Annotated in this window: 19 protein-coding genes and 1 pseudogene; all 20 read left to right on the forward strand. The window is 48.2% G+C overall.

Annotated elements, in window-relative coordinates; genetic code table 11:
- The first annotated feature begins 5 nt into the window (after positions 1-5).
- The 20 genes and pseudogenes from AC5I6P_RS05920 to AC5I6P_RS06015 all read left to right on the forward strand — a co-directional run bounded on the left by AC5I6P_RS05920 (position 6) and on the right by AC5I6P_RS06015 (position 14,032).
- Positions 6-632 carry an MOSC domain-containing protein gene (locus AC5I6P_RS05920; protein WP_495692832.1) on the forward strand — a complete coding sequence of 209 codons (627 nt, stop codon included), beginning with the start codon at positions 6-8 and terminating at the stop codon, positions 630-632.
- A gap of 99 nt (positions 633-731) precedes the next feature.
- Complete coding sequence (locus AC5I6P_RS05925; RefSeq protein WP_495692833.1) at positions 732-1,223, forward strand: cupin domain-containing protein; 492 nt, start codon at positions 732-734, stop codon at positions 1,221-1,223.
- A 151-nt stretch (positions 1,224-1,374) separates the two neighbouring features.
- The gene (locus AC5I6P_RS05930; protein WP_495692834.1) at positions 1,375-1,944 is read left to right on the forward strand and encodes a DUF981 family protein; all 570 of its coding nucleotides are present in this window, start codon (positions 1,375-1,377) and stop codon (positions 1,942-1,944) included.
- Positions 1,945-1,998: 54 nt separating this feature from the next.
- Positions 1,999-2,868 (forward strand): alpha/beta fold hydrolase, encoded by an 870-nt coding sequence (locus AC5I6P_RS05935; RefSeq protein ID WP_495692835.1) that lies wholly within the window; start codon positions 1,999-2,001, stop codon positions 2,866-2,868.
- A 64-nt stretch (positions 2,869-2,932) separates the two neighbouring features.
- Entirely contained in the window at positions 2,933-3,634 is a 702-nt protein-coding gene (locus tag AC5I6P_RS05940) for a dienelactone hydrolase family protein (RefSeq protein WP_495692836.1), read from the forward strand.
- A gap of 63 nt (positions 3,635-3,697) precedes the next feature.
- The gene (locus tag AC5I6P_RS05945) at positions 3,698-4,261 is read left to right on the forward strand and encodes a flavodoxin domain-containing protein (RefSeq protein WP_495692837.1); all 564 of its coding nucleotides are present in this window, start codon (positions 3,698-3,700) and stop codon (positions 4,259-4,261) included.
- A 45-nt stretch (positions 4,262-4,306) separates the two neighbouring features.
- Complete coding sequence (locus AC5I6P_RS05950; protein WP_495692838.1) at positions 4,307-4,459, forward strand: hypothetical protein; 153 nt, start codon at positions 4,307-4,309, stop codon at positions 4,457-4,459.
- 1 nt (position 4,460) lies between these two features.
- Entirely contained in the window at positions 4,461-4,580 is a 120-nt protein-coding gene (locus AC5I6P_RS05955; protein WP_495692839.1) for a hypothetical protein, read from the forward strand.
- A gap of 37 nt (positions 4,581-4,617) precedes the next feature.
- A complete protein-coding gene (gene fabG / locus AC5I6P_RS05960; RefSeq protein WP_495692840.1) occupies positions 4,618-5,316 on the forward strand; it encodes a 3-oxoacyl-ACP reductase FabG in 699 nt (232 codons plus the stop codon).
- A gap of 77 nt (positions 5,317-5,393) precedes the next feature.
- Positions 5,394-5,678 (forward strand): hypothetical protein, encoded by a 285-nt coding sequence (locus tag AC5I6P_RS05965; protein WP_495692841.1) that lies wholly within the window; start codon positions 5,394-5,396, stop codon positions 5,676-5,678.
- 28 nt (positions 5,679-5,706) lie between these two features.
- Positions 5,707-6,456, forward strand: a complete 750-nt coding sequence (locus tag AC5I6P_RS05970; protein ID WP_495692842.1) for an SDR family oxidoreductase — start codon at positions 5,707-5,709, stop codon at positions 6,454-6,456.
- A gap of 55 nt (positions 6,457-6,511) precedes the next feature.
- Positions 6,512-7,141 carry an HD domain-containing protein gene (locus AC5I6P_RS05975; protein WP_495692843.1) on the forward strand — a complete coding sequence of 210 codons (630 nt, stop codon included), beginning with the start codon at positions 6,512-6,514 and terminating at the stop codon, positions 7,139-7,141.
- A 157-nt stretch (positions 7,142-7,298) separates the two neighbouring features.
- Positions 7,299-8,045: an SDR family NAD(P)-dependent oxidoreductase gene (locus AC5I6P_RS05980; RefSeq protein WP_495692844.1), complete on the forward strand. Its 747-nt coding sequence runs from the start codon at positions 7,299-7,301 to the stop codon at positions 8,043-8,045.
- Positions 8,046-8,167: 122 nt separating this feature from the next.
- Entirely contained in the window at positions 8,168-8,815 is a 648-nt protein-coding gene (locus AC5I6P_RS05985) for a cysteine hydrolase family protein (protein WP_495692845.1), read from the forward strand.
- A gap of 39 nt (positions 8,816-8,854) precedes the next feature.
- Positions 8,855-9,676, forward strand: coding sequence for an alpha/beta fold hydrolase (locus AC5I6P_RS05990; RefSeq protein ID WP_495692846.1), 822 nt, complete (start codon positions 8,855-8,857; stop codon positions 9,674-9,676).
- A gap of 197 nt (positions 9,677-9,873) precedes the next feature.
- The gene (locus tag AC5I6P_RS05995; RefSeq protein WP_495692847.1) at positions 9,874-10,377 is read left to right on the forward strand and encodes a DUF2721 domain-containing protein; all 504 of its coding nucleotides are present in this window, start codon (positions 9,874-9,876) and stop codon (positions 10,375-10,377) included.
- A 134-nt stretch (positions 10,378-10,511) separates the two neighbouring features.
- Positions 10,512-10,796 carry a hypothetical protein gene (locus tag AC5I6P_RS06000; RefSeq protein ID WP_495692848.1) on the forward strand — a complete coding sequence of 95 codons (285 nt, stop codon included), beginning with the start codon at positions 10,512-10,514 and terminating at the stop codon, positions 10,794-10,796.
- A 251-nt stretch (positions 10,797-11,047) separates the two neighbouring features.
- Positions 11,048-11,743, forward strand: coding sequence for a 3-oxoacyl-ACP reductase FabG (gene fabG / locus AC5I6P_RS06005; RefSeq protein WP_495692849.1), 696 nt, complete (start codon positions 11,048-11,050; stop codon positions 11,741-11,743).
- 335 nt (positions 11,744-12,078) lie between these two features.
- Positions 12,079-12,222, forward strand: a pseudogene (locus tag AC5I6P_RS06010) (zinc-binding dehydrogenase); the annotation flags it as partial.
- Between the two features lie 235 nt (positions 12,223-12,457).
- Positions 12,458-14,032, forward strand: coding sequence for a GMC oxidoreductase (locus tag AC5I6P_RS06015; RefSeq protein WP_495692850.1), 1,575 nt, complete (start codon positions 12,458-12,460; stop codon positions 14,030-14,032).
- The last annotated feature ends 56 nt before the right edge of the window (positions 14,033-14,088 follow it).

Raw genomic sequence — 14,088 nt, forward strand, 5'->3', positions numbered from 1 at the left:
TGAAGATGAAAATCTTCTCTGTCAACGTCGGGCTTCCGCGTGAAGTGACCTGGAAAGGGAAAACAGTTAGCACTGGAATCTTTAAAGAGCCAGTCAGCGATCGCGTGATGGTGCGATCGCTTAATGTAGACGGGGATGGACAGGCCGATCTCACCGTTCATGGAGGATTAGACAAAGCCGTTTATGTCTATCCGTTCGAGCATTATGATTACTGGCGAAGTGAATTGCCTGACACAGAACTACTACCAGGCATCTTTGGTGAAAATTTCACGATCACTGGACTGAGAGAAGAGGAGGTGAATATTGGCGATCTCTTCCAGATCAGTACTGTAAAACTGATGGTGACACAACCTCGTCTGCCCTGCTACAAACTGGGGATTCGGTTTGGGCGACCGGATATGGTGAAACGATTTCTTGCAAGTCGTCGCACCGGATTTTACTTCCGTGTGTTGCAAGAGGGCAAAGTCGGAGCCGGAGACACTCTAGAGCTGGTGAGCCGGGATGATAACAATATCACGGTTGCCGATATCACCCAGCTCTATGTTCGTGAGAAAGACAATCCGGAGTTACGTCACCGCGCTGCTCAACTAGAAGCCTTACCCAAAAGTTGGCGCGACTATTTCCAGCAGTAGCGTGTTTCCATCAAAGCTGACCGCGCGATCGCTATTGCAACAGAACTCCCACCACTAACACTAATTTACCAATCAACAACTTGTTACTTGGAGATAACAATGACAATCAACCAAAACGAACTTCTCGTTGAACCAGGTCAAGGTCATTGCTACTGGTTTGGTCAAGACCTCTATACTTTTAAGGCAGTTGGTGAAGAGACAGGGGAAGCCTATGCGCTTTGTGAGGTAATCGTTGCCCCTCAAGGCGGTACACCTCCGCACCGGCACAGCCGAGAAAACGAATCATTCTATGTTCAAGACGGAGAGATTGAATTCCAGCTTGACGATCGCACCTTTGTTGCAACCGCAGGAACCTTCCTCCATTCGCCCAAAGGTCAGATTCATCGATTTACCAATACGACCTCTGTACCTGCAAAACTGTTAGTTTGGGTGACACCTGCTGGATTTGAGAAGTTTATTGCCGAAGTAGGAAAGGCGGTAAATGGTCAAGTTACATCTGCTCCACCATTGAGTTCTGAAGACTTAGATAAAATCCTCACCACTTCACCTAAGTACGGCATCGAGATTATTCCTCCGCCTCCTGAGCAATGACAATACGAGGACTCACCGTAAAACTTCTAGGACTTACGCAAAGCAAGAGTATTTCTGAAGCCAAAACTGGTGCTACAAAGCAATGCGACAGGCATCTTCGTTTCAGTTTTTGTCTAAGTTCCAATAAAACCGAACATTTACAGGAGATCTAATGTTTATCGATTACGTTACACTCATGCTCATTAACCTGGCAGCTGGACTCGCTCTGCTAGCTGGCTATGTGTATTTTGGTCTTGGTAGGTCAAATCAGAGACGTTGGATTCCAGGCTTTGGTGTAGTCGGTGCGATCGCTTTAGTCACTGGCTTACACATGACACTTACCTGGCCCATTCCTGGTAGTTTTAATATTGCCTTTGGTGAAACAACTGCCCTATTTGGCATTCTATTCGTAGGAACTTCACTCACTCTCGCAATGGGTTGGGAACTACTGACCCTAGGCATTTATGGCTTCTTTGCAGGGCTTGTATCGCTTCTAATTGGCTTCCGCTTCATCAACCTGGGACTCACACCAATTGCTGTGCCAGCAGGAATTGGGTTCATCTTAGTGGGTTTAGGAGGAATTTTTGCTGCACTGACCCTCTATCTAAAAGAAAACCGGCTCTTGCGAACTATTGGAGGAATTGTGTTAGTTGCGGCAGCTCTCATCTTTGCTTTTATTGGATTGAGTTCCTACTGGGCACATCTGGCTAACTTCTCGACGTGGCAACCCATGCCAAAGTAGCCGCCGCAAGCCAACCACTTTACTCTCACCAATAAACTCACAAGGAGTCGTTTCATGACTACATTCCACACGAGCGCGATCGATGGTTTAGATATCTTTTACCGGGAAGCAGGTTCTCGTGATAATCCAACAATTCTGCTGCTGCACGGCTTCCCAACCTCATCGCACATGTTTCGTAATTTAATACCCGCACTAGCTGATAAATTCCATCTGGTTGCACCCGATTATCCAGGCTTTGGTAACAGTTCCATGCCAGGGGTGGATGAGTTCGATTATACATTTGATCAGTTGGCTGAAATTGTGGAGAAGTTCATTACTGCAATCGACCTCAAGCAATACAGCCTTTACTTGATGGATTATGGTGCGCCCGTTGGCTACCGAATTGCGACAAAACATCCAGAGCGAGTGCAGGGATTGATTGTGCAAAACGGCAATGCCTACGAAGAAGGACTGGGGGAGTTTACGGAACCGACCAAGGCATACTGGAACGATCCTTCTGCTAAGAATGCTAAACCGCTCAGAGACTTTCTCAGCCTGGAGGGAACGAAGTGGCAATACATAAACGGCGCTCGCAATCCGGAGGCGATCAGCCCTGACACCTGGAACATGGATCAACTCTTCCTTGATCGCCCTGGAAATGCTGAGATTCAAATGGCGCTATTTTATGACTATCGAACGAATCCACCGCTCTACCCACAATGGCAGGAATATTTCCGCCAATATCAACCCCCTACTCTGGTTGTTTGGGGTAAGAACGACGCCATTTTCCCTGCCGACGGTGCTTATCCCTACCAACGCGACTTGAAAGAAATTGAGTTCCATTTACTCGATACCGGACACTTTGCATTAGAAGAAGATGGGGACGCGATCGCAAACTACATCCGTCAATTTCTCACCTCGCGGCTGCACCCTATCTCTGCCTAATCAAATGCCTAATCAAATTAGGATTTTCGATCCCCACTAATTGATTAGACAGGAAGGAAACACCATGACAACTCAAACTGTAACCATTTCCGCTTTGTTAGGGGGCAGTTTTAATGCCTATCTAGCAACACCCAATACTCAACCGCGTGCAGGAATTGTGCTGATTCAAGAAATTGTTGGGGTCAATCAAAATATGCGGCAGATTGCCGATGATTTTGCGAAGATAGGCTATCAGGTGCTCGTACCAGATTTGTATTGGCGGCTGGAACCGAATGTGCAACTGGATTTTGATGATGAGAAGCAGCGTGCTAAAGGCTTTGAGCTACTCGGAGCGTTTGACATAGATAGCGGCATAGAAGACCTGAAGACAGCCCTGTCTTTTCTGCGGCAATATCCCAGCAGCACAAGTAAGGTTGGCAGTGTAGGCTTTTGTTTGGGCGGCAAACTGGCATATTTGATGGCAACCCGCAGCGACGCCGATGCCAACGTGAGTTACTACGGGGTTGAGATTGACAAGAATTTAGCCGAGGCGACAAAGATTCAGAAACCGCTGATCTTGCACATAGCTGGAAATGACGAGTATGTGTCACCAGACGCTCAAGCGACCATACAGCAAGAACTGAAAGACAACCCCCTGGTAACCATCTATCGCTATGCAGGAGTCAGTCACGGGTTTAGTCGCATAAATAGTTCCGCTTATCGCAAAGAAGCTGCAGAGTTAGCGAGCGATCGCACCTTAGCGTTCTTAAAACAGCATTTAGGCTAGCGGAATTTAAATGCGATTTGATGTACAAACAGCTATCAACTTCAACAAGTGTGAGGTAATAAGGTGACAAAGGTTCTAATTGTTTACGCAACCGATTACGGCAATACCCAGAAGATGGCAGAAGTGGTCGCGTCTGGTGCGACATCAGTTCCAGGAATTGAAGTAGAGGTAAAGTTTGCTGAGGATGTGACTGAAGATGATGTAATCGCCAGCGATGCTGTCATTGTGGGTTCCCCCGTCCACATGGGCAGCCCAGATTGGCGAGTGAAAAAATTTATCGATCAGGTTTGTGGGCCTCTTTGGATTAAAGATAGCCTCATTGGGAAGGTGGGCGCTGTCTTTGCAACGGGTGGCGGTTACGGCAATACAGGGGGTGGCGCTGAACTAACCATGCTGGCGCTGTTAAATAACTTTGCTGAACTGGGAATGGTGATGGTTCCTTTGCCCAAAATCACACCAGGATATCCGCTTGGTGGCCTGCAATGGGGCCCCTATGGACGCTCTGCGGGAGAACATATGGAGCAGACAGGCGTGACTGAACCAAGGCTGGAAGCTGCCAAGCATCACGGCGCGAATGTAGCACGAGTGGCTGCTGTCTTAGCAGGCAAAGAATTGTTTGCCAAGTAATCCCAATTGCCGCACGAAAGACCGCCAAACTCAACGGAGATAGAAATGGACACTGAAGACTATGACAACATTATTATCGGTGGCGGCAAACCGGGTAAAACACTGGCACCTGCGCTAGTCGCAAACGGACGTAAAACCCGTCGATACCGAGACAGGTTGCATTCTTGGTTGTTCACTGTTGTGTCATGCAGCAGGTGAAGTGATTTCAACGGTGCAAATGGTGATGCTAGCTCAGATGCCCTATACCGTTCTACGCGATGGGGTTTTGACTCATCCCACAATGACCGAAGGGTTAAATATGTTGTTTTCAAAGGTGTAAGCAGGCAGCGTTGAAGGATGAAATAGTTTGTGGAGTAATGATGAAAGACAAGTATGTGTTACTGACAGGGGGCACTGGAGGGTTAGGGTTAGGTGTCACTCCTGTTTTACTGGCACAAGGTGCGCTCGTCACAGTGCCTTATCGCAAAGCGGAAGAAACAGCGCGGCTCAAAGATGCTATCCCCCCCGCTACTCAAAGCAGACTCCAGTTTACTCCTGCTGATCTGCAAGATGAGCAAGCTGTTCAACAGCTAGTGGATAATATGCCGCGAGTCGATGTGTTGATCCATCTGGTTGGCGGTTTTGCAACTGGTAAAACCCATGAGTATCCTTTTGCTGATTGGCAGCGGGACTTGGGTTTGAATCTCAACACAACCTTTTTACTCTGCAAGCACAGTCTACGACGCATGCTAGAGCATGGGTATGGACGGATTGTCACGGTTGGCTCGCGGGGGGCTGTAGAACCAAGTGGACAACTCGCCGCTTATGGTGCATCCAAAGCCGGGGTCGTTGCCCTAACTAAGGCGATCGCTGATGAAACCAAAGGAACCAACATTACAGCCAATGTAGTTTTACCCAGCATTATTGATACCTCTACCAATCGAGTCGCATTGGGAGCTGAGGACGCGCACAACTGGGTTAAACCTGAATCTTTAGCTCAAGTGATTTGTTTCTTAGCCTCTGAAGCGGCTCAAGATATTCGAGGGGCAGCCGTTCCAGTCTATGGCAGTGCTTAATGCTCTCAAGCATCGATTTTCTTCACTTCTAGAACGCCAACGAGTACCACTGTAAAAATTACGGGAGAATTGTAGCCATGCATTTATCAGCTGACCCAGCAAATCCAACACCCTCAACCATTGAGAAGAAACTTGCTCTGCTCCGAAAGGTAAGAGATGAATTAGGCAGTGGGGACACGATTCGCCGTCTATTTTTTGGCGATTTGACACCCATTGCACTCCAACCAGGAGGAGCTGGCACAGTTGTCCATCTCTATAACAAAGCCAATGATGTCACTATTGCTTATTGCTCCACCTACGATGTCTTTTTGGCTGCCCGACCAGGACGAGTGACCGCATTCGATCCGGCTGAAATGAAGTAGCACTGAAATCACCACAGGATTCAGCATCATGAACAAACTAGAAGGAAAGGTTGCTCTTGTCACTGGCGGTACGAGTGGCATTGGTCTTGCCACTGCCAAACGCTTTGTCGCTGAAGGCGCTTATGTCTTCATCACAGGTCGTCGTCAGGCTGAATTGGATGCTGCTGTGAAGGCAATCGAGAAAAACGTCACGGGTATTCAGAGCGATGTCTCCAATCTGGCAGACCTCGATCGCCTGTTCGCCATAATCCAGCAAGAGAAAGGACACCTCGATGTGCTTTTCGCCAATGCTGGCGGTGGAGGAATCGCCCCACTGGGAGCGATCACCGAAGAACACTTTGACAAAACATTCGACACCAACGTCAAAGGTCTGCTGTTTACTGTGCAGAAGGCACTGCCGCTGCTACCAGAGGGTGCTTCTATCATTCTGAATGCCTCGACGGCTTCCACCGTAGGCACTCCAGCATTTAGCGTTTACAGTGCAACCAAAGCCGCAGTGCGATCGTTTGCCCGCAATTGGACACTTGACCTCAAAGAGCGCAAGATTCGGGTGAATGCCATTAGTCCTGGCGTGGTTCCGACTCCTGGTTACAATCTCTTGGGGCTGAATGATGAGCAGGTGCAGGAATTTGTGGAGAGCCAAGCCAACAACATCCCACTGGGAAGAGTCGGCACACCCGATGAGATCGCCAAAGCCGTTGTCTTTCTTGCGTCAGACGATAGCAGTTTTGTCAATGGCATTGAGTTGTTTGTCGATGGCGGTATGGCACAGATTTGAAGCACCCTAGAAGCAGTCAACTCACGTAATCACGTTGAGAATCATCGAGGCGGAAATGGCTTTAATTCACGATTCAATTCCAGATAGCGAGATCTGTAAAAAAGCAACGCGACTGGTTACAGAAGTTTCACCCACTTCTTTATGTAATCACTGCATCCGAACCTTTCTCTTTGGTGATTTGTTAGGAATACGTGACAGTCTCAAGTGCGATCGCGAACTGTTATACCTGGGTGCCATCATGCACGATCTGGGATTGACTGAGCGATTTGATGGTGAACAACGGTTTGAAGTCAATGGTGCTGATGCTGCACGAGCCTTCGTTTTAGAACATGGATTATCAGACGAGAAGGCGGAGATTGTTTGGGATGCGATCGCGCTCCACACCTCGATTGGAATCGCTATACGCAAACAGCCTGAGATTGCGTTGGTGCATCTAGGAGCGAGTGCCGATCTGCTAGGAATGCGGATTTCTGATATCACTCCAGAAACAGTAGAGCGAATACTGGATGCCTATCCTCGGCTTAGCTTCAATCAACAGATAACGCAATTAATGGTTTCACAAGTCGAACGAAAGCCTCAGGCAGCCACATTTACTTGGCTAACTGAAGTCGGTCGTTGCTGCATTCATGGATTTGCTCCTCCCAGTTGGAACGATATGCTCAATAGCAGTCCATTCGCGGAGTAAGTATAAAGCACTTACCTCAACTGCTCTGCTGGTGTGGATACAAAAGCATGGAGCTAGCATTGCTAATAAACCGCCCTTATTGGATGAACCAGCGCGGCAGGCGAGTCTCCATCCGTTGTAGATGAATCTTTCCAATTCAACAACTATTGGCCTCATCATGAAAAAATTAGATGGGAAAATTGCAGTCGTGACAGGAGCATCGAAAGGAATTGGTGCCTCGATCGCCAAACATCTGGCAGCCGAAGGAGCCATTGTAGTCGTCAACTATGCTTTCAGCAAGGAAGGAGCCGATCGCGTGGTGGATGACATTACCAGCGCGGGTGGAAAGGCAATCGCCATTCAAGCAGATGTTTCCCAAAAAGTAGAAGTTGAACAGCTTTTTGCCAAGACCCAACAAACATTTGGCAAGCTCGATATCCTGGTTAACAATGCTGGAATCTATGAAAGTTATCCACTCGAAAATATCACTGAGGAGAGCTTTCACAAACATTTCAATCTGAATGTGTTGGGCTTAATTCTCACCACGCAACAGGCAGTCAAACATTTCGACTCGACAGGCGGCAATATTATCAATATCAGTTCGCTCGTCAGTACCATTCCACTTCCAAACAACTCCGTTTACAGTGCGACCAAAGCGGCAGTTGATGCTATCACAAAGTCACTTTCTAAAGAGTTGGGTTCCCGCAACATTCGTGTTAACGCCATCAATCCTGGCTTTGTGGAAACAGAAGGCACACAGGCGGCTGGTGCAGTCGGGGGTGACTTCCAAAAGCAGGTTGAAGGGCAAATTCCCTTGGGACGGATTGGACAACCCCAAGACATTTCCCCAGCCGTTGTCTTCCTCGCATCTTCCGATTCTGGCTGGATTACGGGAGCAACGCTACCGATCAGTGGTGGTTTTTAATACTCAAGTTGCGATTGCGGCAGAGGCCGGTAAGGGCAGATTTTGCAGCTACGCAATGGCAATTCCAAATTAGGTTGTGAGAGACCCCCTGACTGACAAATCTTTAACAAGCAAGGAAAGCTATGAACATCAACAAAAATGACACCGCGATCGTTGTGATCGATCCACAAAACGATGTCCTCAGTGAAGCCGGAGTTTCCTGGGATTTGGTGGGTGACAGTGTGAAAGACAATCAGACCGTTGAGAACATTGAGCGCATCTTCAAAGCCGCGAAGCAGAACGATTTTGAGGTGTTCATTTCGCCCCACTATTACTACCCCGCTGATTACAATTGGAAATTTGCCGGAACCCTGGAGCAGATGATGCTTGGGGTGAAGGAATTCACTCGCAGTGGATCCTTAACCCTTGATGGCTTTTTAGGATCAGGTGCCGATTGGCTCGATCGCTACAAGCCTTTCATTGAGGATGGTAAGACGATCGTGGTCAGCCCCCATAAGGTCTATGGACCGCAAAGCAATGATCTTGTGTTGCAACTGCGGAAGCGTCATCTTAGCAAAGTCATCCTGCTGGGAATGCTAGCAAATCTTTGTGTGGAAGCCCATCTGCGCGACTTAATCGAACAGGGCTTTGAGGTGCTTGTCGTCAAGGATGCGACGGCGGCTCCGCATCATCCGGAGCTAGGTGACGGCTACAAGGCAGCACTCATTAATTTTGGGTATGTTGCCAACGCCGTTTTGTCTACAGATGACGTTGTAGTAGCGATGGCATAACGATCTAGCCACATAAACAAATACCAAGGAGATCACACCATGAACAGGCCCATCCTCAGAAACGGCATTCGTCTGATTTTGATCGTCGCACTCTTTGTAGGAACTGTTATGCTCACGTCTCTAGGAGGCATGAGGAACCCTGCAAGCGCCGAAGACGGCAAGCCCACTATCGTTCTTGTCCACGGTGCATTTGCTGAGTCTTCCAGTTGGAACAGTGTATTGACCAAACTGATTGCAAAAGGCTACCCAACGATTGCTGTAGCGAATCCCCTACGCGGAGTTAAGAGTGATGCGGGCTATGTCGCTAGCGTCCTCAAGGGGATCGAGGGTCCGATCGTGCTGGTCGGGCATTCCTACGGAGGCTCGGTGATTACCAATGCAGTCAATGGCAACAAGAGCGTGAAGGCACTGGTCTACGTTGCTGGTTTCGCTCCTGAGGTGGGCGAGACTGCTGCCGAACTTTCAGGACGTCATCCGGGCAGCACACTCGGTCCGACACTCGCGCCACCAGTTGCACTGCCTGATGGCGGCAAAGACCTCTACATTCAGCAGAACAAGTTCCACGCACAGTTTGCTGCGGATGTGCCCGCCAGTGACGCGAAGTTGATGGCTAGCACCCAGCGTCCAATTACAGAAGGCGCGCTGAACGAAGCCTCCAGCGCGCCTGCATGGAAGTCCATCCCGTCCTGGTTTATTTATGGCGATCGCGACTTGAACATTCCAGCGGCGGTGCACTCTTTCATGGCGAAGCGCGCTAACTCAAGGGAGACGCTCGCTGTGGATGGCGCGTCACATGTAGTGATGGTTTCTCATCCAAATGCCGTTGCTGAGGTTATTGAACATGCTGCGATCGCGCAATAGAGAAGTCTAAATGCATCGTGAATACATCAGAATCGTTGTGCTCTGTTGGTGACGGTATTGTCAACTTAACGATATTTTCCAGTCTCTGCAATATAACGCACGAGGATTGTGAGCCAATATTGACGGTAGTCCAGAATTTACACCTGCTGGAATTACGGTCACCTGTCCGATTGTGACGTAGTTAAACTAGTTGAACAATGATACTGTCACCGGAAGCAGCTACTAGAGTAATTGGAGCCATTATTGCTCCAGCAGTCATGATCTCTGCTTGTGCGATTCTGCTAAATGGGATCATTCTTCGGTACACCGCTATCGACAATCTGCTCCGTTCCTTAAAGCAGGAGAGTGTAAATCTAAGGCAGAGTAATTTGGGCAATGGTCCAAAGGTAAATCAGTTGCATCACTTGGAGTGTTTAACCCCAAAGCTTTTGCATCATCACCATCTGCTTCATAATATCCTGGCACTGATTTACTTTTCCCTATTTATTTTCGTTGTGGACATGCTGGTTGTCGCTGTTTCGATCGCTACTTCAATTCAGTGGGTTTCCTATCTCGTCTTAGCTATTTTTCTAGTGGCTGTTTGTATTCTCTGCTGGAGTTTGTTTCTTGCTTTTTATGAGTTACAAGCCTCTCATAACTTTATCCAGTTCGAATTACAAATGACCTGCGATTGGTGTAATCCCCGACAAAGTAAGAAATGAGATCGCCACTCCCATGCTCACCTCACATGCATCAAATAAAGGCAGCTTGAACTTAATTCTGCAATCAGTAAATGAGCCTGCCGATACCGGGCCGTGGTGACGTACGTTGTAAACATCATTGGAGAAATTCGATCATGAGCCAAGCCATAAATCCAGCCGATCCAACCCCTCAAGATCTTGAGAAAAAACTGGCTCTACTGCGAAAGTTGAGAGATGAATTAGGCAGCGGTGATACAATTCGTCGTCTTTTCTTTGGAGATTTAAAACCGATCGCACTTCAACCGGGAGGGGCAGGTACGGTTGTCCATCTCTACAACAAAGCAAACGATGTCACGATCGCCTATTGTGCAACCTATGATGTGTTTCTAGCAGCACGACTTGGGCGAGTCACAGAATTTGCTTCGGCTGAAATCAAATAAGGATGTTACAGCATTTTCCATCTGCATGAGGTAGAGGGAGGTAAAACTTCACCTCCCTTCCACTGAACTTATGCTACACGAGCGTTGCGCTCACCCAACGACTCAAACGCTTGGTCACTGAAGGAATCAGCTACAGATTAGTGTTAGAAAGCATTACTGTAACTGATCTACAAAACGGATCGTGACATGAGCGTGTTCTTGATTAGGTGAACGTTTAACCCATCCAATGAATCAATATAAGGTGGTATTACATGGAAGGGAAACATGTTTTGTTAACAGGCGCAACAGGTGGACTTGGTTTGGGGGTGACACCGGTTGTGTTAGCACAAGGGGGTAACCTAACAATTCCATACCGTCGAGTTCAAGATCTCGATCGCTTGAAAGAAGCATTGCCTGCTGATGACATGGCTCGCATCAATGCTGTCTCTGCCGATCTTCAAGATGAGCAGTCCGTAGAACGCTTAGTGAACAACATGCCCAAAGTTGATATCTTAATTCATCTCGTTGGTGGCTTTGCAATGGGCAAAACTCACGAGTATCCATTTACCGACTGGCAACGAGACTTTGATTTAAACCTCAACTCAACCTTCTTAGTCAGCAAGCACTGCCTCCGACGAATGCTGGAACAGAGTTATGGACGGATCGTAACAGTCGGATCACGAGGTGCAGTAGAACCAAGCGGACAACTCGCCGCCTATTGTGCCTCAAAAGCAGGAGTGGTTGCTCTGACCAAGGCGATCGCAGATGAAACGAAAGGCACAAACATCACTGCCAACGTTGTTCTGCCCAGTATCATCGATACACCTGTCAACCGAGTGGCGATGGGATCTCAAAATGCACACACATGGGTTAACCCCGAATCGTTAGCTCAAGTCATTTGTTTTCTGGCATCTGAAGCAGCACAAGATATCCGAGGGGCAGCAATTCCAGTTTATGGCAATGCATAGTGAGGCTAGAGACTAGACATGCGTGATGAATCAGAAACAGTGTTGTTGCCATCCCTTAGCTCTCGGGCAGACGGTTAGATAACTCAATGAATTCTGCCCAACTGGGAAAATTGCATCTGTCATCCATGAGCACTTTCCTAATGGTGTCGATCGAGTTTTGGAACTCGTGGGCACCACGACTCTGCTTGATTCATTGCAATGCGCAACCCTTGGCGGTATTGTCTGCATGACCAGAATTTTGGGCAATGCTTGGGCCTTCAACTTTTCACCGATGAATGATATTCTTCACACAGTCAGGTTGACCGTCTACAGACTTCTCAGTTGAACAGTTACAACACTTTATTGATGGTGTCGCTGCGGGGCAAAGCCGAGTCAATGTTGATCAGATTTTCCATTTCAATGAAATTGTTGAAGCCCATCAATATATGAAGTCTAACCAGGCAAAAGGGAAATTAGTGGTCTTGGTCAATGAGCCGTAGTCTAACTTAGGACAAATTGGCTAAGGCTATTGTTTCTTGTTCTTGATGTAAAGGCACTACTCTTACCCATTATTCAGAATCTTCTTACCCATTACTCAGAATCTGCTGGTATGGTTGTTAGTACAATTTGCTCAGGCTTAACAAAAACGCAAGTGGCCTAAGACGATGCGGCTTTGGTGGCTGAACGAGTTCTTCTACCTGAATTAATAAGCAAAAACCAACGAGGAGAGCGATCGTGACCAATGATGAGCAATCCTATGACCTGATTGTTATTGGTACGGGTGCAGGTGGCGGCACCTTAGCCTACAAACTGGCCCCAACTGGCAAGAAAATTCTGATTTTGGAACAAGGGACTTACTTACCCAAAGAAAAAACGAATTGGAGTGCATCTGAAGTGTACGCGAAGGAGCGCTACCATACATCAGACCATTGGTATGACGGTGCTGGCAAACCGTTTCGTCCTCAGATGAGCTACTGGGTGGGCGGAAACACCAAAGTCTATGGTGCGGCTCTGCTGCGCTTACGAGAGCGGGATTTTGAAGCAGTTGAACACTGCGATGGCATCTCGCCTGCCTGGGCGCTCAAATACTCGGACTTTGAGCCTTACTACACCGAAGCGGAGATCCTTTACGATGTGCATGGCAAACAGGGCGAAGACCCAACGGAACCACCTCGCAGCCGCGAGTATGCCTATCCTCCCATTCGCCATGAGCCGCGCATGCAGCAGCTGAGTGAGGCGATCTCAAAGCAGGGTTTGCATCCGTTTCATTTGCCACTGGGTCTGAAGCTCAATGAAGTCGATCGTACCCTCAGCACCTGTATTCGTTGTGATACGTGTGATGGGTTTCCCTGTTTAGTGCACGGTAAAGCAGATGCCGAAGTGGAAGGGATTGAACCCGCATTGAAATTTCCCAACGTGACGCTCAAAACCGAAGCGAAAGTATTGCGGCTACAGACGAGCAAATCGGGTCGGGAGATCACAGGGGTGGAAACTGAGATTGGTGGGGAGACTTACCTGTTTCAGGGTGACATTGTGGTGGTTGCCTGTGGTGCCATTAATTCAGCAGCCCTATTGTTGCGATCTGCCAACGATAAGCATTCGATCGGACTCGCCAATTGCTCTGATCAGGTCGGGCGCAATTTGATGAAGCACCTGACTACTGCAATGGTGCAACTCAGCACTACCCCTAATCCTGATGTGTATCAAAAAACCATTTGTCTGAATGATTTTTACTGGGGAGAACCAGACTTTCCCTATCCGATGGGCGAAGTGCAAAACACGGGTAACGTCCTTGGAGATATGATCCCAGCCGAAGCGCCGTCGCTGCTGGCTCCGCTGGTAAAATTAGTACCCGGCTTTGGATTGCAGCAAATTGCCAGCCATTCTACGGGCTGGTGGCTACAAACAGAGGATTTACCTGATCCCAATAATCGCGTGCAGGTCGAGGGAGATAAATTGCATTTAAACTACACGCCCAATAATACGAAAGCCCGCGATCGCCTGGTTCATCGCTGGACGGAAATCTTGAAGGCGATCGATAAAGGTGCCGAAAATGTGCGACTGCACCACGGTATTTATCCGCGCAACAACACAGGCATTCAGGTTGTGGGGCATCAGTGTGGTACCTGTCGCTTTGGTGAAGACCCTACCACGTCGGTATTGGATCTCAACTGTCGCACGCATGACATCCATAATTTGTATGTGGTGGATGGCAGTTTCTTCCCATCAAACTCCGGCGTTAATCCGACGCTGACAATCATTGCCAATGCTCTGCGGGTCAGTGAACATTTGATGGAGCGCTTGAAGTAGCTAAGCGTGATCAGCGCTCACGCCTCAATGCAATCACTCAAACTCAAAACTCAAAA

This window comes from Myxacorys sp. (assembly GCF_059501405.1).